Raw genomic sequence first — 25895 nt, forward strand, 5'->3', positions numbered from 1 at the left:
TCGATGACCTCAACATAGCGGATACAGGCTTAGGATGAAACTTTATTTGTAAGGATGATACTTTATTTGTACGGATGAAACTTTATTTGCATCCCACACCAGCGGGTGCAGAGCTTGAAGCAGCAGTGCGCTGATGCCGCCAATCAGCATGCTGGTGAAGTCGCCATGCACCTGCCAGCTCACGGAGTCCGGGCCGAACAGACCCGGATCGCCTTTGGGGTTCTCAAAGTCAATCTGGCCCAGGGCGATACCGCTCAGGCTGAGGACTTGCGCTTCGATACGGCGGCGAAGAAATTCCATGAAATAGGCGGTTCGCTTACTGATGTAGGGTGGATTGCGCTGCATTGCTCCACCGGGTGGGGCCATTGGTGGATGAGCAGAGCGTCATCCCCCTACATCCGAGCGTGCGGTTATCGGTTCAGGCGCTGCTCGATCAGGCCATTGATCACGCTGGGGTCGGCCAGGGTTGAGGTGTCGCCCATGTTTTCCAGTTCGTTGCAGGCGATCTTGCGCAGAATACGCCGCATGATCTTGCCTGAGCGGGTTTTCGGCAGGCCAGGTGCCCACTGGATCAGCTCAGGTTTAGCGAAGCTGCCGATCTCTTTGCCGACCAGCGCCAACAGTTCCTTTTTCAGCGCGTCGTTGAGTTCCGCTCCGTTCATGGGCGTGACAAAGGCATAGATGCCCTGGCCCTTGATGTCATGCGGATAGCCGACCACCGCCGCTTCAGCGACGGCATCGTGCAGCACCAGGGCGCTTTCTACTTCGGCAGTGCCAATGCGGTGCCCGGAGACATTGATCACGTCATCCACTCGGCCGGTAATCCAGTAGTAACCGTCTTCGTCGCGGCGTGCGCCATCGCCGCTGAAGTAGTAGCCGGGATAGGGCTTCAGATAAGTGTCGATCATGCGCTGATGGTCGCCATAGATGCTGCGAATCTGGCTCGGCCAACTCTCCTTGATCGCCAGTACTCCGCTGCCTGCGCCTGGTATCTCATTGCCTTGCTCATCAAGCAGCACGGGTTGCACGCCGAAGAACGGTCGGGTGGCAGAACCGGGCTTGAGATCGGTGGCACCGGGCAACGGGGTGATGAGAATGGCCCCGGTTTCGGTCTGCCACCAGGTGTCGACGATCGGGCAGCGGCGCTCGCCCACCACATTGAAGTACCACTCCCAGGCTTCCGGGTTGATCGGTTCGCCCACCGAGCCGAGCAGGCGCAGGCTGCTGCGCGAGGTGGCTTTGACCGGGTCTTCACCCTCTCGCATCAAGGCGCGTAGGGCTGTGGGGGCGGTGTAGAAGATGTTTACCTGATGCTTATCGATGACCTGCCAGAAGCGCGAAGCCGTCGGGTAATTGGGCACACCTTCGAAGATCAGGCTGGTCGCGCCATTGGCCAATGGACCGTAGACGATGTAGCTGTGGCCGGTGACCCAGCCGACGTCGGCGGTACACCAGTAGACATCGCCTTCGTGGTAGTCGAACACGTACTTGTGGGTCATGGCCGCCATCAGCAGGTAGCCACCGGTGCTGTGCAGAACGCCCTTGGGTTTGCCGGTGGAGCCGGAGGTGTAGAGGATGAACAGCGGGTCTTCGGCGTCCATCGGTTCGGGTGGACAGTCGCTGTCGGCTTCGCTCAGGGCCTTGTGGTACCAGATGTCGCGGCCTTCCAGCCAATCGATCTCACCCTGTGTGCGCTCGACCACCAGCACCGTAGTGACCGCCGGGCAGCTTTGCAGCGCTTTGTCGACGTTGGCCTTGAGCGCCACGTATTTGCCACCGCGCACGCCTTCATCGGCGGTAATCACCGTGTGACAGTCGGCATCCAGAATGCGGTCACGCAATGCGTCAGGCGAGAAGCCGCCAAACACCACTGAATGCACCGCGCCGATGCGCGCGCAGGCGAGCATGGCATAGGTGGCCTCGGGGATCATCGGCATGTAGATGCATACCGGTCGCCCTTTTTCACCCCACGGCTTTTCAGTACGTTGGCCAGGCGGCAGACGTTGTGGTGCAGTTTTTTGTAGGTGATGTGCGCCGATTCGCTGGGGTTGTCGCCTTCCCAGATCAAGGCAATCTGTTCGCCTCGTTTTGCCAGATGGCGATCAATGCAGTTGAAGCTGACGTTCAGTTGCCCGCCCTTGAACCAAGAGCCGGAACCGCTGAGCAGGTCGCCCTGTTGCACGCTGGTCCAGGGTTTGCTCCAGTCGAGAAAGGCCTTGGCCTGCTCGGCCCAGAAAATTTCTGGCTGTTTGATCGACTGCTGGTAAAGGCGCAGGTAGTCGTCGTTGTCCAGGTGAGCGCGTTGGCGCACGGCATCGGGTACGGGGTGGTAGCTGATCTCGAACATGGCGGGTCCTTGTTGTTATTCCGCGATGTTCACTAGGTTGAACCAAGCAGGTGCTTGGTTCAAGTGCTGGCCTTGTGCTCAGTCCAAGCGGCTCAGCCGCGATGCCGTTCGCGGAAGTGCTGGATCAAACCTTGCGTGGAGCTGTCGCTGGCGGGCTCATCCAGTTGGCCGGTCAGTCGTTGGTAAACGCCCTTGCCCAGCTCTTTGCCCAGTTCTACACCCCACTGATCGAAGGCATTTGTGCCCCAGATAGCGCTTTGCACAAATACCTTGTGTTCATACAAGGCCACCAGTGCGCCGAGGTTGAAGGGGGCTACCCGGTTGAGCGCGAGGATATTGCTCGGGCGGTTACCGGGAATCACCTTGTGCGGTGCCAAGCGTTGCACTTCGGCCTCATCCAGGCCTTTGGCGCGTAACTCGGCCTCGGCTTCGGCGCGGGTCTTGCCGTGCATCAAGGCCTGGCTCTGCGACAAGCAGTTGGCGAATAGCCATTGGTGATGGTCGGCCAGCGGGCTGAAACTGTTAACAGGCACGATAAAGTCCGCCGGGATCAGCTCGGTGCCCTGGTGAAGTAACTGGTGGTAGGCGTGCTGGCCGTTACAGCCGACGCCGCCCCAGATCACTGGGCCGGTGCTGAAGTCCACTGGGCTGCCGTCTTGGCGCACGCTTTTGCCGTTGGACTCCATGTCCAGTTGCTGCAAGTGCTTGGTGAAATTACGCAGGTAATGGTCATACGGCAGAATGGCCTGGCTTTTCGCGTCCCAGAAGTTGCCATACCAGATGCCCAGCAAGGCCATCAGCACGGGCATGTTCTCGGCCAGCGGCGCTTCGGTGAAGTGCTGGTCCATGGCGTAGGCACCGGCCAGCAGTTCCTTGAAGTTGGAAATACCAATGGCCAGGGCAATCGGCAGGCCAATGGCCGACCACAGCGAGTAGCGTCCGCCGACCCAGTCCCACATCGGGAAGATGTTTTCCTCCTTGATGCCGAACTCGATGGCGGCGGTTGGGTTGCTGGTCACCGCAATAAAGTGTTTGTGCAGTTCGGCTTCCGGGCCGCCCAACGCCAGGTACCAGTCGCGCGCCGCCAATGCGTTTTTCAGGGTTTCCAGGGTGCTGAAGGACTTCGAGGAAACGATAAACAGAGTGGTTTGCGGGTTCAGACGTGCGGTTAGTTCGCGAAATTCGCTGCCGTCGATATTGGCCAGGTAATGGCAGCGCACGCCGCGCTGGGTAAAGGGACGCAGCGCCTCAGAGACCAGTTGCGGCCCCAGGAATGAGCCGCCGATGCCGATATTCACCACTTCGGTGATCGGTTTGTCGGTGTAACCGCGCCACAGGCCGCTGTGGATGCGGCTGACCAGTCCGGTCATCTGGTTGAGCACACGGTGTACCTGCGGGATGAGGTCTTCGCCGTCCAGTTTCAGGCTGCGGCCAATTGGGCTGCGCAGGGCCGTGTGCAGCGCAGCGCGATTTTCTGATCCATTAACGTGTTCACCGCTGAGCAGCGCTTGAATAGACGTTTGCAGGTTGGCTTGCTCGGCCAATTGCACGAGCAGGCTCAGGGTTTTTTCGTCAATCAGGTTTTTCGAGTAATCCAGCAGCAGGCCACAACTGCTCAGAGAGAAACGGTTGAAGCGTTGTGGGTCATGCTCGAAGGCCTCGCGCATGTTGAAGTCGCTCATCTGCTCGCGCTGGTCGCGCAGCGCCTGCCAGGCTGGCAAGTGGGTGACGTCATGCGGTTGGTTGAAGTAGGCCATCGGTGCGTGTTCCTTGCTCTGGGTGCGGCTGTAGATTCTTGTAAAAAAGCCCGGAGTGATCCGGGCTTCGAGTTTAACTGGCTGGCGCTGGGCAAGCACTTATATGAAGACTCACACGGGCTTATCGAGTTCAAACGCCAGGTTATCGATCAAACGGGTGCTGCCACTAAACGCGGCTACCAAGATCACCAACTGGCGATCGTCGCCAGTGGCTGGGCGCAGGCTGTTGGCTTCACGCACTTCAAGGTAGTCGGGGCGAAACCCGGCGGCACTGTGTTGCGCCTGCGCCGCGCTGATCAGCTTGGCAAAGTCATACTCGCCAGCCCGAATGGCGTCTGCCATGTCACGCAAGCTTTGGTACAGCACAGGGGCGCTCGCACGTTGCTCGGCGCTCAGGTAGCCATTGCGCGAGGACAGTGCCAGGCCATCATCGGCGCGCACGGTGGGTTCGCCGATGATCTGAATCGGCATGTTCAGGTCGCGCACCAGGGTGCGGATCACGGCCAGTTGCTGGAAGTCCTTTTGGCCAAAAATCGCCAAATCCGGCTGCACCATGTTGAACAGCTTGCTGACCACGGTGGCAACGCCTTCAAAGTGCCCAGGACGGCTTGCACCACACAGGCCTTCGGAGATGACCGGAACGCTGACGCGGGTTTGCCCGTGCATGCCGTGCGGATACATTTCATCCACGTCGGGGGTGAACAATAAATGGCAACCGGCTTCGACCAGCTTCTCTTGGTCGGCAATCAGGGTGCGTGGGTATTTGTCGAGGTCTTCGCTGGGACCAAATTGCAGTGGGTTGACGAAGATGCTGGCGACCACGAAGTCGGCACGCTGGGCGGCTTTTTCCACCAGCGCGGCGTGACCGGCGTGAAGGTTGCCCATGGTCGGTACGAAGGCGATTTGTTTGCCTTCAGCACGCGCTTGGGCGACAGCGGCGCGTAGTTCGCGCACGCTTTTTACTGTGTTCATGCAGAAAATCCGTGTTCGGCGGCTGGGAAGCTCTGGTCTTTTACAGCGTTGACGTACGCGCTGATGGCGTTCTGGATGCTGCTCTGACCGGCCATAAAGTTTTTTACGAACTTGGGTGAGCGACCACTCAGCGATAAACCAAGCATGTCATGTAGCACCAACACCTGGCCGTCTGTGGCATTGCCAGCGCCGATACCGATCACCGGGATTTTTACGGCCTGGCTGATTTCGGTCGCCAGTTCACTGGGCACGCACTCAAGCAGCAGCATGGCCGCGCCTGCTTGCTCAAGCAGCATGGCATCGGCGCGCATCTGCCGTGCTTGGGCTTCTTGACGGCCCTGCACTTTATAGCCGCCAAGGATATTCACCGCTTGTGGCGTGAGACCCAGGTGGGCGCATACCGGCACGCCGCGTTCAGCCAGTTGGCGGATAGGTTCAGCCAGCCAAGCGGCGCCTTCGAGCTTGACCATGTGAGCGCCGGCTTGCATCAGTGCCGCGCAGTTGTTGAAGGTCTGCTCAAGGGTTGCGTAGGCCATAAAAGGCAGGTCGGCGAGAATCAGCGCGCCCTGATTGCCACGTTTAACGCAGGCGGTGTGATAGGCCATGTCGGCGACGGAAACGGGCAGGGTGCTGTCATGGCCTTGCAAGACCATGCCGAGGGAATCGCCCACCAGCAACACATCGACACCGGCCTGACAGGCCGCGTGAGCAAATGTGGCGTCATAGCAGGTCAGCATGGCGATTTTCTCGCCGCTCTGCTTGAGGCTCTGCAAGGTGGTCAGGGTTACATCAGGCATGAAAACTGTCCTCACTCAGGCGTTCAGTCAGCAGTTGTGCTGCTTCAAGTTGGCCTGCATTGGCCTCGGATTGCACCGGTGCGGGGCAACGGGATGCCTATAGTCCTGATGGGGCGGCACGAAGTCAATTGCAGGTGTTACCGCCTTGTTACTGTCGTTACCGCCAATTTGTCTGGCGAGCGTCTGCCACGGCAAGGTGACCTGTGAGTCGAGATAGGCTGTGATCAATCAGGCGAATGCAGGCTGTGGGTACTGTTCTGGCTGCTTATATTGCTCAAGGCAGGCGTTCCAACCCTACATAGGGGCATGCTTCAAGCAGTTCACTGATCGGGCGGCCATCGGGCAGGCGCAGGTCAGGGGCGATCTCTGCCAAGGGATACAGCACAAAGGCGCGCGCGTGCATGTGGTAATGCGGCACCGTCAGGCGTGGTTCATCCATGTGTAGGTTGCCAAACAGCAGGATGTCTAAATCAAGGGTGCGCGGCCCCCAGCGCTCGGCCTTGCGTGTACGGCCTTGCTCTAGCTCAATGGCCTGCAGGGCATCAAGCAACGCCAGTGGGCTTAAGCCCGTGTCCAGCGCCGCCACTGCATTGACGTAGCGAGGCTGATCCGCAGGGCCGAGAGGGTCACTTGTATAGAACGAGGAATGCGCGACCACGCTGCTCTGCGGCAGAGCACTGAGTGCGTCTAAAGCGCTGCGCAGTTGCAGCAGCGGTGTGGCCAAGTTGCTGCCCAGGCCAATGTAGGCGCGTTGCATCATTCGTCAGCAGCAGAACCGGTTGTTTCGCTGGCCGGGCCGCGTTTGCGTTTGCTGTTGCTACGTTTACGCTTGCGCGGCGCGCCAGGGACTTCATCTTTGTTGCTCAGGTCACGGATCATGTTGCGCCGCTCGCTGTCGCTGACGTCCTGATAACGCGTCCACCAGTCGCCCAAACCACCGGTTTCTTCGCCGGCACTCTCGCGCAGCAGGAGGAAATCGTAACCAGCACGGAAGCGTGGGTTTTCCAGCAGCGTGTCCGCGCGCTTGCCGCTACGCCTTGGCAAACGCTCTTGCATATCCCAGATTTCGCGAATGGGCATGGTGAAGCGTTTGGGCACAGCAATGCGTTGGCATTGTTCGCTGATCAACTCGTGTGCCGCTTCCTGCATGGCCGGGATCGGCGGCATGCCACGGTCTTGCAGCTTGATCACCCGCGCTGGCAACGCAGGCCAAAGCAACGCTGCCAGGAGGAACGCTGGCGTTACGGTTTTGCCTTGGTGAATGCGCTGGTCGGTGTTGTCCAGCGCATTGCGAATGAGCAGGTCGGTGTAGTCCGGGTTGTTTTTTAGGGCTTCAGCGCTGGCCGGGAAGAGTTGGCCGAACAGGCCGTAATCAACCAGCAGTTCATAGGTGTAAATCGCATAGCCGGCTAAAAACAGCTTGAGCACTTCATCAAACAAACGCGCCGCCGGGATTTCACCGAGTAATGGCGCAAGCTTGTAGATCGGCGCGGCGCTGTGTTTTTCGATGTCGAAATCCAGCTTGGCGGCAAAACGCACCGCTCGCAGCATGCGCACCGGGTCTTCCTGGTAGCGCTGCGTGGGGTCGCCGATCAGGCGAATCAGGTGGTTGCGAATGTCGTGCACGCCATTGGCGTAATCCAGAATGCGCTCGGTGGCAGGGTCGTAATACAGAGCATTGATGGTGAAATCGCGGCGCTGGGCGTCGTCTTCCAGGCTGCCATAGACGTTGTCACGCAGGATGCGACCGCTTTCATTGCGCGACGACAGGTTGCTGTTTTCGTCTTCTTCGCCTTCAGGGTGATTGGCGCGGAAAGTGGCTACTTCGATAATTTCCCGGCCGAAATGCACATGAACCAGCTTAAAGCGACGGCCAATGACTCGCGCGTTACGGAACTCGGCACGCACCTGCTCCGGCGTCGCGCTGGTGGCGACATCAAAGTCTTTGGGGTCGAGGTCCAAGAGCAAGTCGCGTACGCAACCGCCTACCAGATAGGCCTGATAGCCTGCCTGTTGCAGGCGCTCGACCACACTGATGGCATAGCGGCTGATTTCACCGCGCTCAATGGGGTGCTGGCTGCTATTCAACACCTGTGGGGTGCTGTGCGATGTGTTGCCACGGCGGATGGGGGTACGGAAGGACTTGAACAGCTTTTTCAGCATGGGAGGCACTGTTTGACGAAATGACTGACCAGAGTATATGCCGGCCGCAGGAATGGCGCGGATTTTAGCATTGAGTTGACAGTTAATGCAGGATTCGATGGGGAAGGGCGGCAGGCTGGGGATTTCAAGCGTTTGAAGCTACTGGGGGAGCCGAGGCTCCCCCCCAAATTAGTGCGTGCTTTTTTATTATTATTGCGGGCTTGTTGTTTTTGTTTATTTACCCGTTCCATCCAGTCAGAGACTTTTGGATTTATTCCCAGGTTGGGAACTAAGAGCAAACGGATTACTTTGGACGCTGACGCTGCCATGATCACACAGTGACCTAACCAGTTCGGGCGCTGCCTTAGGGCAGTTTTATTATTCTCGGCCTGGTATTGGGGCGAACCCCAAAGGCAATTCCTTTCCAAAAGAATCAGTTAGCTGCGCCTCCGCGTTGTTGTTTTTATTGTGCTGGAGTCGATAAGTCTTATTTTTATTATTAGGGGTGGTGCTTGTTATTGTTGTTGTACCAGCAATAAAGCAGATCCCGTGCCAGTTTTTGAAAACCCTTTAAAAACAAGGATTTGCTGATTTTGCGTGGTGGCTTTTAGCGGTTTTAAGCGGAGATCCCGTTACCATAAGACCCGGCTTTTGTTACGAGGTGTTGAACTGGGTAACAAGCCGGGGAACCTCTGGCCCAAGCGTTTGTCACCACTCCCCGGTATCCCGCTGTGCAGTCCGTAGGCCTTAGAGCGGAAACAACCACGGCACCATAAGGATGCTGACCAGCATCACCAGCAGGGTAAATGGCACGCCGATGCGCACAAAGTCGCTGAAGCTGTATTGGCCTGGCCCCAGAACCAGGGTGTTCACCGGCGATGAGATGGGTGTCATAAATGCCGCTGAAGCTGCCAGCGCAACGGTCATTGCAAATGGGTAGGGCGAGGCACCCAGTGCCTGCGCTGTAGCAATTGCAACGGGGGCCATCAAAACGGCTGTCGCGGTGTTGGAGATAAACAGGCCAATCAGCGCTGTGAGCACAAACAGGCTGGCCAGAATAACCCGTGGGTGAGCCTCGCCCAGTAGGTTGACCAGCCCACCGACTGCTAAGTCCACGCCGCCGGTTTGCTGCAAGGCGTGAGCAAAGGGCAGCATGCCGACGATCAGCAGCAGGGTGGGCCAATGAATGGCCCGGTAAGCGCTGTCCATGTCGATGCAGCGGAAGGCACCCATCAGCAGACAGCCGATCAGCGCGGCCATCACATTTGGCACTAAGCCGCTGACCATCAGCCCCACCATGACCAGCAAGCTGAGCAGGGCATAAGGCGCTTTGCGCGCTGCGGGCGCGACTTCGTCCACTTCTGCTGGAAGGCTGAGCACTAGGAAGTCACGATTCTGGCTTTGCAGATGGTGAATGTCTTTCCAATTACCCGCCACCAGCAAGGTGTCTGAGGGTTTCAGTTTTTCATCGACCAAAACGCCTTGCAGAGCTTGGCCGTGGCGGCGCAGGCCCACTACGTTGAGCTTGTGGCGGCTGCGGAAAGCCAGTTCCTGAATGCTTTTACCCGGTAGTTGTGATTCCGGTGGCAGGGCGACTTCAGCCAATCCCAGCTCATGCGCGTGCAGGCTGAAATACGAGTGCGCCAGCGGCATGGGTTCGAGGCCCAGCGCGTGGTAGGTATCAAACAGGCCAATGGCCGGACTGACCAAGTCAGCCAGCAGTACATCGCCTGGTTCCAGCTGGGTGTTACCGGTGGCCATCAGTAACAGGGTGCGAAACTTGCGCTGCCGCTCTACGGCTATCACGTTGATGCCGTGCTGCTGGCGCAACTCCAGTTCATTGAGCGCTTGGTTGGCCAAGGGCGAATCCGCGCGAACACGCAGGCGGCGTTCGCGCTCATCCAGGCGGTAGGCTTGTGCCAGATCAACCAGCGTCAGGCGCGGGGCGCCGGTGTCATCCGTGGCGTTGGCGGGGCTTAGCCAGTTGCGGGTCAGCAGCATGTAGACAATGCCCAGCCCGAGCACGGTCAAACCAATGGCGGTAAAGCCGAAGAAGCTGAAGCCGTCCAGGCCGGCGCGGCGCAGTTCGGCATGCACCACCATATTGGGTGGCGTGGCCACCAGGGTGAGCATGCCGCTGATCAGGCCGGCAAAGGCCAAAGGCATCATCAACCGCCCCGGTGCGACCCGCAGACGCGCTGCTACGCCGAGAACCACGGGGATAAAAATCGCTACCACGCCGGTTGAACTCATCACGGAGCCAAGCCCGGCCACGGTGAGCATCAGCAAAATCAGCAGGCGGGTTTCGCTGTTACCGGCCTTGGCCACCAGCCAGTCGCCCAGACGGTAGGCGATGCCGGTGCGCACCAGCCCGTTACCGATGACAAACAGCGCCGCAATCAGCACCACGCTGGGGTCGCTGAAACCGGCGAGGGTTTGTTGAATGTCCAGTATGCCGGTTAAGGGCAGGGCGAGAATCATCAGCAGGGCGACCACGTCCATGCGTGGTTTGCCGATGACAAACAGGGTGACAGCAGCGGCCAGCAGACCTAGGACCCAAAGCAGCTCAGGATTCATCGCAGCATCCATGTTGAGAAGGCTGCGAGTATGTCAGGGATAGCCGAGCGTGTTTTTGATCTGCTGCAGGTTGGCCGTGACCCAGTGCGGGTCGATGGGGCCCCAACTGCGAATCAGATAGTGGCCCGCGTTGTTGCGCTCGCCACTTTGCTGGCTGAAGAAACAGTCGATATCCAGATCAGCTAGCGCGGTCAGGGTGTCTTGTGCCGTGCGGCGGGGCATGCCAGTGGCACTCATCAGCGCCGGCACATTGCACGCCGTGCCGCTATCAATCAGCCAGGCCACATAGAGGCGGCGGTAAAAACTGCTGCGGGTTTTGCTCACATCCATGCAGTGACCCTTCTAGGCAGTGTCGGGGCGCAGTGAGACGCCCCGACAGGTTGGTCATTTAGCTCAGCGTAGAAATCGCAATGTAGGTCGCGGCGCCAGAGATATAGCCGAGGAAAGCCAGCAGGCTTATTTTCTTCAGATACCAGATGAAGTTGATCCTTTCCATGCCCATTGCAGCCACACCTGCAGCCGAGCCGATGATGAGGCAGCTGCCGCCGGTACCGGCGCAATATGCGAGCATTTCCCAGAAGGTGCCGTTGACCTGGAAGTTACTCAGCCAGGTGGCATCCGCCCCAGCAACAGCCAGCGCTTCAGCGGTTACCAAGGGGTACATCTTCATGGCACCGGCTACCAGCGGCACGTTGTCCACTACTGAGGACAGCAGGCCAATTGCGATATTGATTGCATACACATTGCCCAGGCTTTCACGCAGCAGCGTGGCGACCTGAGTCAGATGGCCGGCAGTGGCCAGGCTTGAAACAGCGAGCAGAATGCCGAGGAAGAACAACACGCTGGTGGTGTCGATGCGACGCAGTACGCCAACCACTGACAGCGGGTGTTTATCTTCATCGTTTTTGCCGCGGTGAATCACTTCGGTGACCACCCAGAGCACGCCCAGGCCGAACAGGATGCCCATATACGGCGGCAGGTGGGTCACGGTCTTGAACACCGGGACAAATACCAGGGCGCCGATACCCAGGATAAACACCAGATTGCGTTCGAAGGGTGTAGTCGGGTCACGGCGTTCTTCATCCGATTCGCTGACCTGTGGGCGTTGGATTTCGCCCTTCATGGTCATGCTAAGCACCAGCAGCGGCACCAACAGGCAGACCACACTTGGAATAAAGAGGCTGGTGATAATGCCGCTTGATGTGACCCTATCGCCTATCCAGAGCATGGTGGTTGTGACGTCGCCGATAGGCGACCAGGCCCCCCCAGCATTGGCTGCAATGACCACAATACCCACGTAGAACCAGCGCTCCTTCTGATCAGCGACCAATTTGCGCAGCAATGAAACCATCACGATGGTGGTAGTCAGGTTATCCAGTACAGAAGACAGGAGGAAAGTGATCAGTGCCACCACCCAGAGCAGGGTGACGCGCTTGTTAGTGCGAATACGGTCGGTGATGACCTTAAAGCCTTCATGGGCATCGATCAGCTCGACGATGGTCATGGCGCCCATCAGGAAGAACAGGATCTCGGAGATCTCGCCCAGGTGATGGCGCAGCTCGCCACTAATGCCATGGCCGCTGGCACTGCTGGCGGTTGCTGAGTCGATCATTGGCAGGATGCTATCTGCGCCGAACACCAGCAGGGTCCAGCAGATAACGGCGGTAAGAATCGCCGAAGCGGCTTTGTCGATTTTCAGCGGGTGTTCGAGGGCGATACACAGGTAGCCGAAGACGAAGGTCAGTGCCATCAACGCATACATGATCAAATTTCCAGTTGCAGGGCTTTTTTATGGATTGGAAGTGCCTGGGGCATTTTTGATGCGCGACGAAGATGCCTGAATTAAGCAGAAATTGGCAGCAGATTTATTCTTCAGCCTTGCTATTTGCGGGCAGCGCAGGGTGTTTCAGGCCAACTCACTTAAGCCAAACGCCCCAGCCGCGTGGCTCTACACGGGCTGGGTGGTTTGTTGCTCAAGCCTGCGACAGGTCGTCGCGATCGGTGTGAGCCGGTATGACGGGCTGCGGCGGGAAGATAAAGGCCAGGCAGATCGCCAGCAGTGGCATCAGCAGATTAAAGAAGCAATACGGCAGGTAGCTCAGGGTCGCCACGCCCAGCGTCGCAGCCATGTACGCGCCGCAGGTGTTCCACGGCACCAGCACCGAGGTCAGGGTGCCGCCGTCTTCCAGCGCGCGCGAGAGGTTGACCGGGGCCAGCCCGCGTTTCTCGTATTCGGCGCGGTACATACGGCCCGGCAGCACCAGAGCGATGTATTGGTCGGCGGTGATGATATTGGTGCCAATGGTGGCAGTAATGGTGCTGGCGATCAGGCTGCTGGTGCTTTTTGCCAAGTGCAGGGTGCTTTGCAGCAGGCGTTGCAGCAGGCCGAGTTTTTCCAGCACGCCGCCAAAGCACATGGCGCAGATGATCAGCCACACGGTGGTGAGCATGCTGGCCATGCCGCCTTTGGACAGCAGGCCGTCTAAAGCAGGGTTGCCGCTGCTGGATTCATAACCGGCGAACAACGCGCTCCACACGGTTTTCAGCGGTGCCAGGCTGCCGGCCGCCGGGTCGGCCAGACGCGCCATGACCTCGGGTTGAAACACCACCGCAAACACTCCGCCGAGTAACGCGGCGACAAACACTGCCGGAAAAGCCGCCCATTGACGCACCGCGAGAAACAGCAGCACCACCACTGGCAGCAGCAGGTGCCAGCCGAGGCTGAACTGGCTTTCCAGCGCCTGCAGCACTTCGGCGATGCGCGCGGTGTCATGGCTACCGTCAGCCTGCTGACCGAGGATAAAGAACAGCACCAGGGCGATCATCAGGGCCGGCACCGTGGTGCGCAGCATCAGGCGGATATGCGCAAACAGCTCGGCCCCGGCAGCGGCCGGGGCCAGGTTGGTGGTGTCGGAGAGCGGCGAGAGCTTGTCGCCAAAGTAGGCACCGGAAATGATCGCGCCGGCGGTAATCGCCGGATCCAGGCCCAAACCGGCGGCTACGCCCATCAAACCAATGCCAAGCGTGCCGGCCACGGTCCACGAACTGCCGATGGACAGCGCGGTGAGGGCGCAAATCAGGCAACTTGTGACGTAGAAATACTCTGCGGAAATCAGCTTGAGGCCGAGCCAGATCATGGTCGGCACGGTGCCGGCGAGAATCCAGGTGCCGATCAGCGCGCCGACTGCCAGCAGAATCAGGTTGGCCTTCATCGCCATGTGGATACCGGCGAGGATGCCTTCCTCAATCTGCGCCCACTGCAGGCCATTCTTCAGGCCGACCAAGCCGGCGACAAAGGCGGCGCTCATCAGCGCGATCTGGTTCGGCCCGCTGGAGGAGCTGTCGCCGTAAAGGTAGACGGAGAGGCCCAGCAGCAAAACCAGCACGCCAATCGGCAGCAGGGCATCGAGCAGGGAAGGGGAGCGTGCATCAGTCATGGGTGTACCGGTCGATCAGGTGAACCGTGGGAGGGGCTTTCGGCTCTGGCATCCTGCTTCGCTCTACCTCCTGCATCCATGCAGTCGTAGCCGCTACTTTGCAGTGAAAGCTCGCGGCAGAAGCCCCTCCTACAAAAAAAGAAACCCGCGCCGATTAGGGCGCGGGCTGCGGGTGTTGCCAGTGGATCAGAGTGCGGCGATCTTGCCGCGCTGCTCAACCATCTTGCTCAGGGCTTGTTCGGCCTCAGCCAGCTTGGCGCGCTCTTTATCGAGCACGTCGGCTGGAGCCTTGGCGACGAAACCTTCGTTGGCGAGCTTGCCACCGACGCGCTGCACTTCACCGGAAAGACGGGCGATCTCTTTATCGAGGCGCGCCAGTTCGGCATCCTTGTCGATCAGCCCGGCCATCGGCACCAGCACCTGCATCTCGCCGACCAGAGCGGTGGCGGACATCGGCGCTTCTTCACCCGTTTCCAGCACGCGTACCGACTCCAGCTTGGCCAGCTTGTTCAGCAGCGGCGCATTGTCGGCCAGGCGGCGCAGGTCTTCTGCGCTGGCGTTCTGCAAGATGATGTCTATGCGCTTGGCCATGGAAATTTTCATCTCGCCACGGATCTGGCGCAGGCCGAGCATCAGTTGCTTCACCCACTCAATGTCGCCTTCGGCGGCGGCATCAATGCGGCTTTCATTGGCCACCGGCCAGGTCTGCAGCATGATGGTGTCGCCCTGCTTTCCATCTTGAGGGACGCCAGCCTGGGCCTTGATGCGCTGCCAGATTTCTTCGGTGATAAACGGCATAAACGGGTGGGCCAGACGCAGCGCCACTTCCAGTACGCGAATCAGCGTGCGACGGGTGCCGCGCTGACGCTCGATCGGCGCGGTTTCGTCCCACAGCACTGGCTTGACAAGCTCCAGGTACCAGGCGCAGTACTCGTCCCAGATAAACTCGTACAGCGTCTGCGCGGCCAGGTCGAAGCGGAAGGCGTCGAGGTGACGGGTAACGTCGGCCTCGGTGCGCTGCAGGGCCGAGATGATCCAGCGGTCCACCGAGGACAGTTCGACCGGCTCACCGTTCACGCCGGTGTCCTGGCCGTCGGTGTTCTCCAGCACGAAGTTGGCGGCGTTCCAGATCTTGTTGCAGAAGTTGCGGTAACCCTCGACGCGACCCATGTCGAACTTGATGTCACGGCCGGTGGAGGCTAGCGCCAGGTTGGTGAAACGCAGGGCGTCAGTGCCGTAGGCGGCGATGCCTTCGGGGAACTCGGCGCGGGTCTGCTTGGCGATCTTCTCGGCCAGCTTGGGCTGCATCATGCCGCTGGTGCGTTTTTCCAGCAGCTCATCGAGGGTGATGCCGTCGACGATATCCAATGGGTCGAGCACGTTGCCCTTGGACTTGGACATCTTCTGGCCTTGGCCGTCGCGCACCAGGCCGTGTACGTACACAGTCTTGAACGGGATCTGCCCGGTCAGGTGGGTGGACAGCATGATCATCCGCGCGACCCAGAAGAAGATGATGTCGAAGCCGGTGACCAGCACGTCGGTCGGGTGGAAGGTCTTCAACTCGTCGGTTTGTTGCGGCCAACCGAGGGTGGAGAAGGTCCACAGGCCGGAGCTGAACCAGGTGTCGAGCACGTCTTCGTCCTGACGCAGGGCGATGTCACCCAGGTTGTGCTGGGCGCGCACTTCCGCCTCGTCGCGGCCGACATAGACGTTGCCGGCCTCGTCGTACCAGGCCGGAATGCGATGGCCCCACCAGAGCTGACGGCTGATGCACCAGTCCTGAATGTCACGCATCCAGCTGAAGTACATGTTCTCGTACTGCTTGGGCACGAACTGGATCTCACCGCTTTCGACCACGGCGATGGCTTTTTCGGCCAGCGGCTTGGTGCTGACGTACCACTGGTCCGTCAGCCACGGCTCGATGATGGTGCCGGAGCGGTCGCCTTTTGGAACTTTCAGCGCGTGGGCGTCGATGCTTTCCAGCAGGCCGGCAGCTTCAAAGGCCGCAACGATTTGCTTGCGTGCCTCGAAACGATCCAACCCGGCGAATTGTGCCGGCAGGCTGCCGTCGATGTCGCTGTTGACGCTGCCATCGACATTGAACACTTGGGCCTTGGCCAATACGGCAGCGTTTTTGTCGAAGATATTCAGCAGCGGCAGGTTGTGGCGCTTGCCGACTTCATAGTCGTTGAAGTCGTGGGCCGGGGTGATTTTCACGCAGCCGGTGCCGAACTCAGGGTCGCAGTAATCGTCGGCGATGATCGGGATACGACGCCCCACCAGCGGCAGTTCAACGAAGGTGCCGATCAGGGCCTGATAACGCTCGTCGTTCGGGTTTACCGCAACGGCGCTGTCGCCGAGCATGGTTTCCGGGCGAGTGGTGGCGACGATCAGGTAATCCTTGCCGTCAGCGGTTTTGTTGCCGTCGGCCAGCGGGTAACGCAGGTTCCACAGGCTGCCTTTCTCGTCGTGGTTTTCCACTTCGAGGTCGGAAATGGCGGTGTGGAACTTGGTGTCCCAGTTGACCAGGCGCTTGCCGCGGTAGATCAGGCCGTCTTTGTGCAGGCGCACAAAGGCTTCTTTCACCGACTCGGACAGGCCGTCGTCCATGGTGAAGCGCTCGCGCGACCAGTCTACCGAGCTGCCCAGGCGACGGATCTGCCGGGTGATGGTGCCGCCGGACTGCTCTTTCCATTCCCAGACTTTCTCCAGGAATTTCTCGCGGCCCAGGTCGTGACGACCAATGCCATCAGCAGCCAGTTGACGCTCAACCACCATTTGCGTGGCAATGCCCGCGTGGTCGGTGCCCGGCTGCCACAGAGTGTTGCGGCCCTGCATGCGGCGGTAACGGATCAGGCAATCCATGATCGAGTTGTTGAAGCCGTGGCCCATGTGCAGGCTGCCGGTGACGTTCGGCGGCGGGATCATGATGGTGTAAGGCTCGCCCGCACCCTGCGGGGCGAAATAGTTATTCGCCTCCCAGTTCTGGTACAGGGTGGTTTCAATGGCGTGCGGCTGGTAGGTCTTGTCCATGCGCGGCGGGACCCTTATGACGGCTAGACGGAAAAGCCGGCAAGTATAGCGGGGATGGCACTCGTGGCGTAAGGCCGAGCGTGGAGCGGCTGACTGGCGGGTGTATGGCTATGGCAGCATCACGCGTAGCCCGGATGTAATCCGGGGCTGTGCATTCCCGGATTGCGCTGGGGCTTATCCGGGCTACTAACGGCTAACGGCGTGGCGGCAGCAGGCGGGTCAGGCGGGCATCCAGGCGGCGTTTCAGCTCCGCTTCGATTTTCGGCACGAAGTCGTCCAGCACATCCTGCAGGATCAGTTCGGCGGCGGCGCGCAGTTCGCTGTCCAGGCGATTTAACTCGCTGTCGCGGCTGATGCTCTGGCTAACTGTCTCGCGCAGGGTTTGTTCAGTAGGCGCGACGCTTGGGCGAGGTGCCTGCGTGGCGGGCCTTGGCGGTGGTGTGACGATTTCCGAGAGCAGCGGAATGCTGTCCGGGTCGAGCGAGTCAACCAGCAGAGGTGGCTCGATCTGTTCGTCGCCCAGCAACTGGCGAATCGACTCAAGGTCGTTGAGCAGTTGCGCGGGCTTTTGTGGCGGGTTTGGGTTGTCCATGGTGTGCAACTAAAGTTCGACTCGTTTGGGATCATACCCGCGTTGCCGATAGGCGCGGAAATTCTCCCGGCAGGCGGTCAGTAAATCCGGTTCTTGGTTGACGATTTCAATCACGCGACTGAAACCATCCACTTGCGGTGACAGCGTGTTACCGAGGTTGATCAGCACGCCTTGTGGGCTGGCGGGCTGTTCATCCATGCCGATGACGACCGGGGCCAGTGGGTCTTCTTCGTAGAGGTTGTGCGGCACAAAGCTTTCCGCTTTGAAGCGCCACAGCAGCTCATCCGCTTCGTGGCACTGCTGCGCATCACTGCCGCGCAAAAACACTGGCACACCGGCGCGCCAGGCTTTCATCGCCAGCTGACAAGCAGCCCGCAGGCGGTCGCCCGGTATGGCGGTGGAGAGTACGTAGAATTCGATTCGGGGCATGGCGGCACGGTTTGGCGTTAATTGCAGGAGCGGCTTGCTGACAGGTGCGCAGCTTACCAGTCAATCGCGGCCAAGACCGCTCCTGCAATGCGCCTGGAACGTAGAACCTTTTCGGATCTCGCGGGCTAGAGCGAGACAAGGCGCTACGTTTGCAGGTTTTTAGGCGTTGCTGCGATCCAGCAGGTACTGCGTCAGCATCGGCACGGGTCGGCCGGTTGCGCCTTTGTCCTTACCGCCACTGATCCAGGCTGTGCCGGCGATATCCAAGTGCGCCCAGTGGTACTTTTTGGCAAAGCGCGAGAGGAAGCAACCGGCAGTGATGGTGCCGGCTTTCGGCCCGCCGATATTGGCGATGTCAGCGAACGGGCTGTCGAGCTGTTCCTGATACTCGTCATACAGCGGCAACTGCCAGGCGCGGTCGTCGGCGCTCAGGCCAGCCGTCAGAATCTGCTGCACCAGTTCATCGTTGTTGCCCATCAAGCCGGACACATTGCTGCCCAAGGCCACAATGCAGGCGCCGGTCAGGGTGGCGATATCGATCACGGCTTGCGGCTTGAAGCGTTCGGCATAGGTCAGGGTGTCGCACAGCACCAGGCGGCCTTCGGCGTCGGTGTTGAGGATTTCCACGGTCTGGCCGCTCATGGTGGTGACGATGTCGCCCGGGCGAGTCGCGCCGCCGCTCGGCATGTTTTCCGCGCAGGCCAGCAAGCACACCAGGTTGATCGGCAGTTGCAGTTCCAGTACGGCTTTGAGAGTGCCGAATACGCTGGCCGCACCGCACATGTCGTACTTCATTTCATCCATGCCAGCGGCTGGCTTGATGCTGATGCCGCCGGTGTCGAAGGTGATGCCCTTGCCGACGAGGACGTAAGGCTTCTCGGACTTTTTGCCGCCCTGATAGTTGAGCACAATCATGCGTGGCGGCTGGTCGCTGCCTTGGGCGACGGCGAGGAATGCGCCCATGCCGAGTTCTTTGAGTTTCTTCTCGTCGTGAATCTCGACCTTGAGGTTTTTGTAGGCTTTGCCCAAGGCTTTGGCTTCTTCAGCCAGGTAGCTTGGGTGGCAGAGGTTTGGCGGCAGGTTGCCCAGGTCTTTGGTAAGTGCCATTCCGAGGGCAATGGCTTGGGCGTGGCTGCTGGCGCGCTGGGCGTCGGCCAGATGGGCTTTTTCAGTCAGTAGGGTGATTTTTTTCAGTGCGCCGGCTTCAGCCTTTTGGCTCTTGAAGCGATCAAAGCAGTAGCCCGCATCGGCCAGGCTTTCCACGATCAGGCGGGTTTTGCCGTAAACGTCGCGACCTTTGACCGGCAATTCATCCAGCGCCAGAACGGCATCGCTGCCGCCGAGGTTCTTCAGGCTGCTGTAAACGCTGTTGATCACTTTGCGCAGTTGGCGGTCAGACAGTTCGCTGTCTTTGCCGGTGCCGACCAGCAGTACGCGTTCGGCTTTCAGGTTTGGCAGGTTGTGTACCAGCAGGGTCTGGCCGACCTTGCCGGCTAGGTCGCCGCGCTTGAGCAGGGCGCTGAGTGCGCCTGCGCTGGCCAGGTCTACAGCGTTGGCAGTTGCGCCCAGTGTGCAGCCTTCACCAACAGGGATAATCAGCGTGGCGGTTTTCAGTGTTTCTGGGCGAGCGCTTTTGACAATAAATTCCATTGCGTGGTGTCCCCAAGACAAGGCGGCGGTATTGCAGGATAATGCCGGTCATTTTTCCATGGTTCGCCAGTTGGGCGGGCCGGCAAGCAGTGCGGCTAGTTTGATCTTAGCTGCCTGAGCCTGACAACCCTGGAGTGTCTGGTTTGATCGTCTTCCGCTATTTGTGCCGTGAAGTGTTGTTGACCCTGAGTGCCGTGAGCGCGGTGCTGCTGGTCATTATTATGAGTGGTCGCTTTATTCGATATCTGGCCCAGGCCGCTCAAGGGATGCTTGATCCGGGCGTATTGCTGCTGATCATGGCCTACCGCATTCCGGGTTTTCTGCAGCTGATTCTGCCGCTTGGGCTGTTTCTGGGCATCTTGCTGGCCTACGGGCGGATGTACCTGGACAGCGAAATGACCGTGCTGTCCGCGACCGGCATGAGTCAGCGTCGGCTGTTTGTCTATAGTCTGGCCCCGGCTACCGTCGTCGCGTTGCTGGTGGGCTGGTTGAGCCTAGGCTTGGCCCCGCAAGGCATTGGGCAGATGGAGCGCATTCTGAATCAGCAAAGCGCCTTGACCGAACTGGATACGCTGGTGCCGGGGCGCTTTCAATCGATGAAAAACGGTTCGCGGGTGACTTACACCGAAAGCCTCTCCGAAGACCGCACGGCGCTGGCTGGGGTGTTTATCTCGGAGAAGCAACTGTCCCGAGGCGGTGATAAAGAGCGCGGCATCTCTGTGCTGGTAGCCGAGTCGGGTCGCCAGGAAATTCAGCCTGATGGCAGCCGCTACCTGATTTTGGAAAACGGCTATCGCTACGACGGTAACCCCGGGCAGGCCGACTACCGTGCCATTCGCTATGAAACCTACGGCGTGCTGCTGCCCAAGCCTGAGGTGGCTATTGACGTTACCGAGCGTGAGGCCATTCCCACACGTGAGTTGCTGACTGCCGAACACCCGCGTTTGAAGTCTGAGTTGCAGTGGCGTCTGTCTATCCCCGTGCTGGTGTTTGTGGTCACGTTGTTGGCCGTACCGCTGTCACGCGTCAATCCACGGCAGGGGCGCTTCCTCAAATTGCTGCCCGCGATCCTGCTGTACATGGCCTATCTGGCGCTGTTGATAGCGGCGCGTGGCATGTTGGATAAAGAGAAAATCCCGGCCGCACTCGGCTTGTGGTGGGTGCATGGGATTTTCGCCTTGATTGGTTTGTTGCTGCTGTACTGGGAGCCTATTCGCCTGCGCTGGGCCGCTCGCCGTTCGGTGTTGGAGGTGGCTCATGGTTAAGTTGGATCGTTACATCGGCGCGCAGGTGTTTGTCGCCATCTTGGGTGTGCTGGGCATCATTGTTGGCCTGGCCCTGCTATTTGCCTTTATCGACGAGTTAAGCGACGTAGAGGACAGCTACGGCCTGTTCGATGCGCTCTGGTACGTGCTGCTAACCGCGCCGCGCCGACTCTACGAAATGCTGCCGATGGCCGCCCTGATCGGTTGCTTGATCGGTTTGGGTTCGCTGGCCAGTAACAGCGAACTGACCATCATGCGTGCAGCCGGTGTGTCCATCGGGCGCATTGTCTGGGCGGTGATGAAACCCATGCTGGTGCTGATGCTGGCGGGCGTATTGATTGGCGAGTACCTCGCGCCCTACACCGAGAATCAGGCGCAGGCCAGCCGGGCCATGGCGCAAGGCGGCGGTGATGCGCAAAGCGCCAAGCGCGGCCTATGGCACCGTCAGGGGCAGGAATATGTCCACATCAACGCCGTACAGCCCAATGGCGTGCTGTTCGGTGTAACCCGTTATCAGTTTGATGAAAACAGGCGCATGCAATCGGCCAGCTTTGCCCGTCGCGCTCAATACCAAGGCGATCACTGGTTGCTTGAAGATGTTGCCACCACTCACTTTCGTGAGCGCAGCAGCGAGGTGATCAAGCAGGACAGTGAACGCTGGAATATTGAACTGACCCCGCAACTGCTGGGTACCGTGGTGCTGGCACCTGAGGCGCTGTCGATTACCGGGTTGTGGGGCTACATCCACTACCTGGCCGAGCAGGGCCTGAATAACAGTCAGTACTGGTTGTCGTTCTGGACCAAGGTTCTGCAGCCGCTGGTAACGGCCGCGCTGGTGCTGATGGCGATCTCGTTTATCTTCGGCCCGCTGCGTTCGGTAACGCTCGGGCAACGAGTATTTACCGGTGTGCTGGTGGGTTTTGTCTTCCGTATCGCCCAGGACCTGCTCGGCCCGTCGAGCTTGGTGTTTGGTTTCTCACCGTTGTTTGCCGTGCTGCTTCCCGCTGCCATCTGTGCGCTGGCAGGCTTCTGGATGCTGCGTCGAGCCGGTTGAGTCAATGCAAAAAAGCCGGCGTACACACTGCGTGCACGCCGGCTTTTTTATGCCTGTAGTAATCGCCTAATTAGCGCGCTATTTCTTGTGTGCGTTTTTGGGTAAGTGCACAACTTGGCTTTCTGAATACATGTCGTGCCATGTGCGCTTTTCTTTGTCCCAGATAACCCAGAAATAACCCAGGCCAAGCAGCAGCCAGGAGCCAATGGCCACCAAGAAGCGCAACATCGCCTGCCAAAGGGTAATCGCTGTGCCGTCCTTGTTTTGAATCCGCAGGCCCCATACCTGCATCCCCAAGGTCTGGCCATTGTGGGTCCAGAACTTGGCGAAGAAGCCAAACAGGCTCATAAACAGCACCGTTGACAGCAGCGGGTCACCATCCAGTGCGCCCGAGTCGGACATTTGCTTGAGCTGCTCTTGGCCGTAAAAGCCCATCAGAATCAGCTTGTAGATAAAGGTCACGATAATCAGCAGGGCGATACACAGCAGAAAATCATAAAAGATCGCGGCCAGACGGCGACTCAGCCCGGCGGTGGGGAAGTCTCCCTGCGGGCGCAGCAGGTGTTTCGGCATGGTTGGCTGTCTCGTTGGTTAAGCTGTTAGGGGGCTGCAGCAGCGAGAGGGTATCAAACCCTGCTGGAATGCTTGAATAAAGCCATAAAAAAACCCCTGATGCTGCCATCAGGGGTTCTTCAATCGACAGGATTACTCCTGGATTTGCACTTCGTCAGCCTGCATGCCTTTTTGGCCTTGCACAGCGATAAAGCTGACTTTCTGGCCTTCTTTCAGGCTCTTGAAACCGTTGCTTTGGATTGCACGAAAATGCACGAACAGATCCGGGCCGCTTTCTTGCGTGATGAAACCAAACCCTTTCTCGTCGTTAAACCACTTTACGGTACCGTTCTGACGATTCGACATGCTGTATTTCCTTGTAACTGGAGTTGATGGCAGCCACTACTCGGCATGAGGGGCTGGGACTGGTTGCAAGGATTTATGCGACGTCGAGCGGGATGTAGCGGATCGAGACGATCTGCTGCACCAGGTCACGAATTTCGGCGACCCATGCAAACACAGTGCGCAAACTCTACGCCAACGTTCGGGCCACTGCCAAGCCCCGGCAGGGCATGGAAATGCTGGCTGCAAGGGCGGCAGGATGACGACGCCACTAGCGCCTTGGCATTCATCCGCGACGCTGGCGCTTAATCATTGGCGCGGACGGGTTTTGCCACCCCGGTGTTCTGGTACAGGTAGCTCTGAAACCCGACAAACATGCTCTGCACCAGCGCCGGCTGCCCTAGATCATCAAAGGCGTCACTGAGGGAATTGTTGTATTTGAGCCTGAGCAGCGGTGAAAGCTTCTCGGGTTCCAGTTCCTCGACACCTTCCCTCACGTAGTGCGAAAGCACGAAGTCAATGAAGGCTTCCTGTTTCTCGCTGAAATGACCATGCAGAGAGCTGCGTGCCTTAGCCGCACGCTCTTCACGCAGCAGCGGCTCAACAGCAAAAGCCACATAGGACAGCACATCAAACAGGTCACTGTTCTCGGCGTCGATGATGCTCTGCATCTCAACCAGCACATCCTTACTGAAGCCGCGCTCGGCCAAGCCTTCCAGCAGGGTTTTGCGGGTGGCAGGCAGGCTCCAGAGGGTGCGCAGCTCATCCTCGTCCTTGAAGAACGCCGGCAGGCTACCAAACAGGCCTTCTAGGAACTGTGCCGCAGACATGGGTCGGCCATCGGCGCTCAGGTACAGGGTTGCCATCATGCTTTTGATACGCCGCACTGAGCCGTTGCTCAGCCGTACCTCAATCACCTGCGGGCGCGGCTCCGCTTCAGGCTTTGCTTTTGGCTCGGGGTCGGGCGTGTATGCGCCGGTGTCCTCGCCTGTGCCATAGGTTGTTGTCGTGGCGGGTTCTTCCGGCTCGCCATCCCATTCAGCATCACTGAACAGGTGATGCGCCTTCACGAAGTCGTAGATGGTGAAGTAATCCTTGCCGTCGAACAGGCGTGTGCCACGGCCAATGATCTGCTTGAACTCAATCATGTTGGTCACGGGGCGCATCAGCACGATGTTGCGCACGTTGCGGGCATCCACCCCGGTCGAAAGCTTCTGCGAGGTGGTCAGGATGGTCGGGATGCTCTTCTCGTTGTCCTGAAAGTCCCGCAGGGCCTGCTCGCCTCTGGCACCGTCATCAGCCGTCACGCGCACGCAGTAATCCGGCTCCGAGCTGGCCTTCATCTGGTTGATCAGGTCACGCACCTCAAGCGCATGAACCTGCGTGGCGCAGAACACAATGCTCTTCTCGTTCTGGTTGATCAGGTCCATAAACAACTTCACCCGGTACGCCTCGCGCTCCGGGATCTTGATGATGCGGTTGAAGTCGGCCTCCAGGTAGCGTCGGTTAGGTTCTACCTCGCCCTTTACCACCACGCCATCACCTGGCACATGCACGTACTCATCGAGCGTGGTGGCGATTTGCCTAACCTTGAACGGCGTCAGGTAGCCATCGTTGATGCCTTCCTTGAGCGAGTACGCATACACCGGCTCCCCGAAATAGGCATAGGTGTCGACGTTATCTTTGCGCTTGGGCGTAGCGGTGAGGCCGAGTTGCACCGCCGGGGCGAAGTAATCGAGGATGCCGCGCCAGTTGCCTTCATCGTTGGCACCGCCACGGTGGCATTCGTCGATGATGATGAAGTCGAAGAAATCCGCCGGGTACTCGCCGAAGTAGGGTGTGCCGTCTGGCCCGCTCATAAAGGTCTGGAAGATGGTGAAGAAGATGCTGCCGTTCTTCGGCACTTTGCCCTTCTTGCGAATCTCGTCAGGGTCGATACGCACCAACGCATCTTCCGGGAACGCCGAGAAAGAGTTGAACGCCTGATCGGCGAGGATGTTGCGATCCGCCAGAAACAGAATGCGCGGCTGGCGTTGCGCGTCGCGCTTGAGGTTCCAGCGGCTCTTAAACAGCTTCCAGGCCAACTGGAAGGCAATAAAGGTTTTGCCCGTACCGGTTGCCAGTGTCAGCAGGATGCGCGGCTTATCCGCAGCAATGGCCTCCAGCACCCGATTGATGGCGATGTCCTGATAGTACCGTGCGCCCCATGTGCCGCCCTTGTCCTCAAACGGTACAGCGGCAAAGCGATCACGCCATTCGTTCTGTGCGGCAAAGGTCAGCTCCCATAACTCTTCAGGCGTTGGGTACTTCACCACATCGCCTTCAGCGCCGGTTTGCATGTCGATGGCGTAGATGGCCTGGCCGTTGGTGGCATAGGTGAAGCGAATGGCCAGCTTCTGCGCATAACCTTTGGCCTGCGCTACGCCCTCGGTGCAGGGCTTGTCCCATGCCTTGGCTTCGACCACCGCCAGCTTGGTGTTGCGGTACACCAGCACGTAGTCAGCGATATCCGCCTTACCACGCTTGCCAGCGCCCTGAATGCGGCCCTGGGTAATCTGAAACTCACGATGAATACGGCTGCCCTCAACCACGCTCCAGCCAGCATCACGCAGGGCAGGGTCGATGTGTTCAGCGCGGGTTTCGGCTTCGTTCATGGCAACACCTCAAGCCAAGTCTTGGGCATCAACGTCAAAACCGAATATCGCTGAATAAGCATTGTCTGTGTCCTTACAGATTGCCGCTGAAGGCTTGGTGAAGGAGGGATTTCTTCAAGTCGTCGAGGGCGGTGAGTTTTTGCTGGTAGAGGGATTCGAGGCGCTGGGTTTCATAAAAAATGTGATCTAATTTAAGAGTCCTGAATTCATAGAATAAGTGCAACGCTTGAAACGATAGGCAGAGGGCCAGCCACCGGTAGAATCCAGGCTCTCACACCAAAGGATTCAAGCGCAG

The 25895-nt window shown here is 59.0% G+C and carries 18 protein-coding genes and 2 pseudogenes; 2 read left to right on the forward strand and 18 right to left on the reverse strand.

Annotated elements, in window-relative coordinates:
* Positions 1–99 precede the first annotated feature (99 nt).
* The 15 genes and pseudogenes from AUK77_RS16135 to AUK77_RS16205 all read right to left on the reverse strand — a co-directional run.
* Positions 100–300 (reverse strand): annotated as a pseudogene (locus AUK77_RS16135) (oxygenase MpaB family protein); the annotation flags it as partial.
* Positions 301–410: 110 nt separating this feature from the next.
* Positions 411–2347, reverse strand: a pseudogene (gene acs, locus AUK77_RS16140) (acetate--CoA ligase).
* A 92-nt stretch (positions 2348–2439) separates the two neighbouring features.
* Entirely contained in the window at positions 2440–4104 is a 1665-nt protein-coding gene (gene pgi, locus AUK77_RS16145; protein ID WP_296131630.1) for a glucose-6-phosphate isomerase, read from the reverse strand.
* A 111-nt stretch (positions 4105–4215) separates the two neighbouring features.
* Positions 4216–5076 carry a pantoate--beta-alanine ligase gene (gene panC / locus AUK77_RS16150; protein WP_296131633.1) on the reverse strand — a complete coding sequence of 287 codons (861 nt, stop codon included), beginning with the start codon at positions 5074–5076 and terminating at the stop codon, positions 4216–4218.
* The gene (panB, locus tag AUK77_RS16155) at positions 5073–5873 is read right to left on the reverse strand and encodes a 3-methyl-2-oxobutanoate hydroxymethyltransferase (protein WP_296131636.1); all 801 of its coding nucleotides are present in this window, start codon (positions 5871–5873) and stop codon (positions 5073–5075) included. Before panB ends, panC begins: the two co-directional genes overlap by 4 nt.
* 274 nt (positions 5874–6147) lie before the next feature.
* Positions 6148–6630, reverse strand: a complete 483-nt coding sequence (gene folK, locus AUK77_RS16160) for a 2-amino-4-hydroxy-6-hydroxymethyldihydropteridine diphosphokinase (RefSeq protein ID WP_296131639.1) — start codon at positions 6628–6630, stop codon at positions 6148–6150.
* On the reverse strand, positions 6630–8036 hold the full coding sequence (gene pcnB, locus AUK77_RS16165) for a polynucleotide adenylyltransferase PcnB (RefSeq protein WP_296131642.1): 1407 nt from the start codon (positions 8034–8036) through the stop codon (positions 6630–6632). Before pcnB ends, folK begins: the two co-directional genes overlap by 1 nt.
* Positions 8037–8762: 726 nt before the next feature.
* Positions 8763–10592, reverse strand: a complete 1830-nt coding sequence (locus AUK77_RS16170) for an SLC13 family permease (RefSeq protein WP_296131644.1) — start codon at positions 10590–10592, stop codon at positions 8763–8765.
* A 33-nt stretch (positions 10593–10625) separates the two neighbouring features.
* Positions 10626–10922 (reverse strand): winged helix-turn-helix domain-containing protein, encoded by a 297-nt coding sequence (locus AUK77_RS16175; protein WP_296131647.1) that lies wholly within the window; start codon positions 10920–10922, stop codon positions 10626–10628.
* A gap of 58 nt (positions 10923–10980) precedes the next feature.
* Positions 10981–12354, reverse strand: coding sequence for a sodium:proton antiporter NhaD (gene nhaD, locus AUK77_RS16180; RefSeq protein ID WP_296131648.1), 1374 nt, complete (start codon positions 12352–12354; stop codon positions 10981–10983).
* Positions 12355–12565: 211 nt separating this feature from the next.
* Positions 12566–14029 carry a Na+/H+ antiporter NhaC gene (nhaC, locus tag AUK77_RS16185; protein ID WP_296131651.1) on the reverse strand — a complete coding sequence of 488 codons (1464 nt, stop codon included), beginning with the start codon at positions 14027–14029 and terminating at the stop codon, positions 12566–12568.
* A 186-nt stretch (positions 14030–14215) separates the two neighbouring features.
* Positions 14216–17062 carry a valine--tRNA ligase gene (locus AUK77_RS16190; RefSeq protein ID WP_296131653.1) on the reverse strand — a complete coding sequence of 949 codons (2847 nt, stop codon included), beginning with the start codon at positions 17060–17062 and terminating at the stop codon, positions 14216–14218.
* A gap of 193 nt (positions 17063–17255) precedes the next feature.
* Complete coding sequence (locus AUK77_RS16195; protein ID WP_296131656.1) at positions 17256–17654, reverse strand: DNA polymerase III subunit chi; 399 nt, start codon at positions 17652–17654, stop codon at positions 17256–17258.
* Between the two features lie 9 nt (positions 17655–17663).
* Positions 17664–18083, reverse strand: a complete 420-nt coding sequence (locus AUK77_RS16200) for a DNA polymerase III subunit chi (protein ID WP_296131657.1) — start codon at positions 18081–18083, stop codon at positions 17664–17666.
* Between the two features lie 159 nt (positions 18084–18242).
* Positions 18243–19733, reverse strand: coding sequence for a leucyl aminopeptidase (locus AUK77_RS16205; RefSeq protein WP_296131662.1), 1491 nt, complete (start codon positions 19731–19733; stop codon positions 18243–18245).
* A gap of 143 nt (positions 19734–19876) precedes the next feature.
* Here AUK77_RS16205 and lptF point away from each other — a divergent pair, with 143 nt between their 5' ends.
* Positions 19877–20998, forward strand: a complete 1122-nt coding sequence (lptF, locus tag AUK77_RS16210; protein WP_296131663.1) for an LPS export ABC transporter permease LptF — start codon at positions 19877–19879, stop codon at positions 20996–20998.
* Positions 20991–22052, forward strand: a complete 1062-nt coding sequence (gene lptG / locus AUK77_RS16215) for an LPS export ABC transporter permease LptG (protein ID WP_296131665.1) — start codon at positions 20991–20993, stop codon at positions 22050–22052. The genes lptF and lptG overlap by 8 nt, the downstream gene beginning before the upstream one ends.
* 78 nt (positions 22053–22130) lie before the next feature.
* Here lptG and AUK77_RS16220 read toward each other — a convergent pair whose 3' ends face one another.
* The 3 genes from AUK77_RS16220 to hsdR all read right to left on the reverse strand — a co-directional run bounded on the left by AUK77_RS16220 (position 22131) and on the right by hsdR (position 25600).
* Positions 22131–22625, reverse strand: a complete 495-nt coding sequence (locus AUK77_RS16220) for an RDD family protein (RefSeq protein WP_296131668.1) — start codon at positions 22623–22625, stop codon at positions 22131–22133.
* A gap of 132 nt (positions 22626–22757) precedes the next feature.
* A complete protein-coding gene (locus AUK77_RS16225; protein ID WP_296131670.1) occupies positions 22758–22970 on the reverse strand; it encodes a cold-shock protein in 213 nt (70 codons plus the stop codon).
* 281 nt (positions 22971–23251) lie between these two features.
* Positions 23252–25600: an EcoAI/FtnUII family type I restriction enzme subunit R gene (gene hsdR, locus AUK77_RS16230; protein ID WP_296131672.1), complete on the reverse strand. Its 2349-nt coding sequence runs from the start codon at positions 25598–25600 to the stop codon at positions 23252–23254.
* Positions 25601–25895: the final 295 nt, after the last annotated feature.

The sequence above is a fragment of the Pseudomonas sp. Ga0074129 genome (assembly GCA_001465025.1).
Taxonomy (GTDB): Bacteria; Pseudomonadota; Gammaproteobacteria; order Pseudomonadales; family Pseudomonadaceae; genus Aquipseudomonas.

Bases quoted from the DNA above. Each gene is read 5' to 3' on its own strand.
- pgi (WP_296131630.1), bottom strand. From the start codon at position 4,104: ATGGCCTACTTCAACCAACCGCATGACGTCACCCACTTGCCAGCCTGG.
- panC (WP_296131633.1), bottom strand. From the start codon at position 5,076: ATGAACACAGTAAAAAGCGTGCGCGAACTACGCGCCGCTGTCGCCCAA.
- panB (WP_296131636.1), bottom strand. From the start codon at position 5,873: ATGCCTGATGTAACCCTGACCACCTTGCAGAGCCTCAAGCAGAGCGGC.
- folK (WP_296131639.1), bottom strand. From the start codon at position 6,630: ATGCAACGCGCCTACATTGGCCTGGGCAGCAACTTGGCCACACCGCTG.
- pcnB (WP_296131642.1), bottom strand. From the start codon at position 8,036: ATGCTGAAAAAGCTGTTCAAGTCCTTCCGTACCCCCATCCGCCGTGGC.
- AUK77_RS16170 (WP_296131644.1), bottom strand. From the start codon at position 10,592: ATGAATCCTGAGCTGCTTTGGGTCCTAGGTCTGCTGGCCGCTGCTGTC.
- AUK77_RS16175 (WP_296131647.1), bottom strand. From the start codon at position 10,922: ATGGATGTGAGCAAAACCCGCAGCAGTTTTTACCGCCGCCTCTATGTG.
- nhaD (WP_296131648.1), bottom strand. From the start codon at position 12,354: ATGTATGCGTTGATGGCACTGACCTTCGTCTTCGGCTACCTGTGTATC.
- nhaC (WP_296131651.1), bottom strand. From the start codon at position 14,029: ATGACTGATGCACGCTCCCCTTCCCTGCTCGATGCCCTGCTGCCGATT.
- AUK77_RS16190 (WP_296131653.1), bottom strand. From the start codon at position 17,062: ATGGACAAGACCTACCAGCCGCACGCCATTGAAACCACCCTGTACCAG.
- AUK77_RS16195 (WP_296131656.1), bottom strand. From the start codon at position 17,654: ATGGACAACCCAAACCCGCCACAAAAGCCCGCGCAACTGCTCAACGAC.
- AUK77_RS16200 (WP_296131657.1), bottom strand. From the start codon at position 18,083: ATGCCCCGAATCGAATTCTACGTACTCTCCACCGCCATACCGGGCGAC.
- AUK77_RS16205 (WP_296131662.1), bottom strand. From the start codon at position 19,733: ATGGAATTTATTGTCAAAAGCGCTCGCCCAGAAACACTGAAAACCGCC.
- lptG (WP_296131665.1), top strand. From the start codon at position 20,991: ATGGTTAAGTTGGATCGTTACATCGGCGCGCAGGTGTTTGTCGCCATC.
- AUK77_RS16220 (WP_296131668.1), bottom strand. From the start codon at position 22,625: ATGCCGAAACACCTGCTGCGCCCGCAGGGAGACTTCCCCACCGCCGGG.
- AUK77_RS16225 (WP_296131670.1), bottom strand. From the start codon at position 22,970: ATGTCGAATCGTCAGAACGGTACCGTAAAGTGGTTTAACGACGAGAAA.
- hsdR (WP_296131672.1), bottom strand. From the start codon at position 25,600: ATGAACGAAGCCGAAACCCGCGCTGAACACATCGACCCTGCCCTGCGT.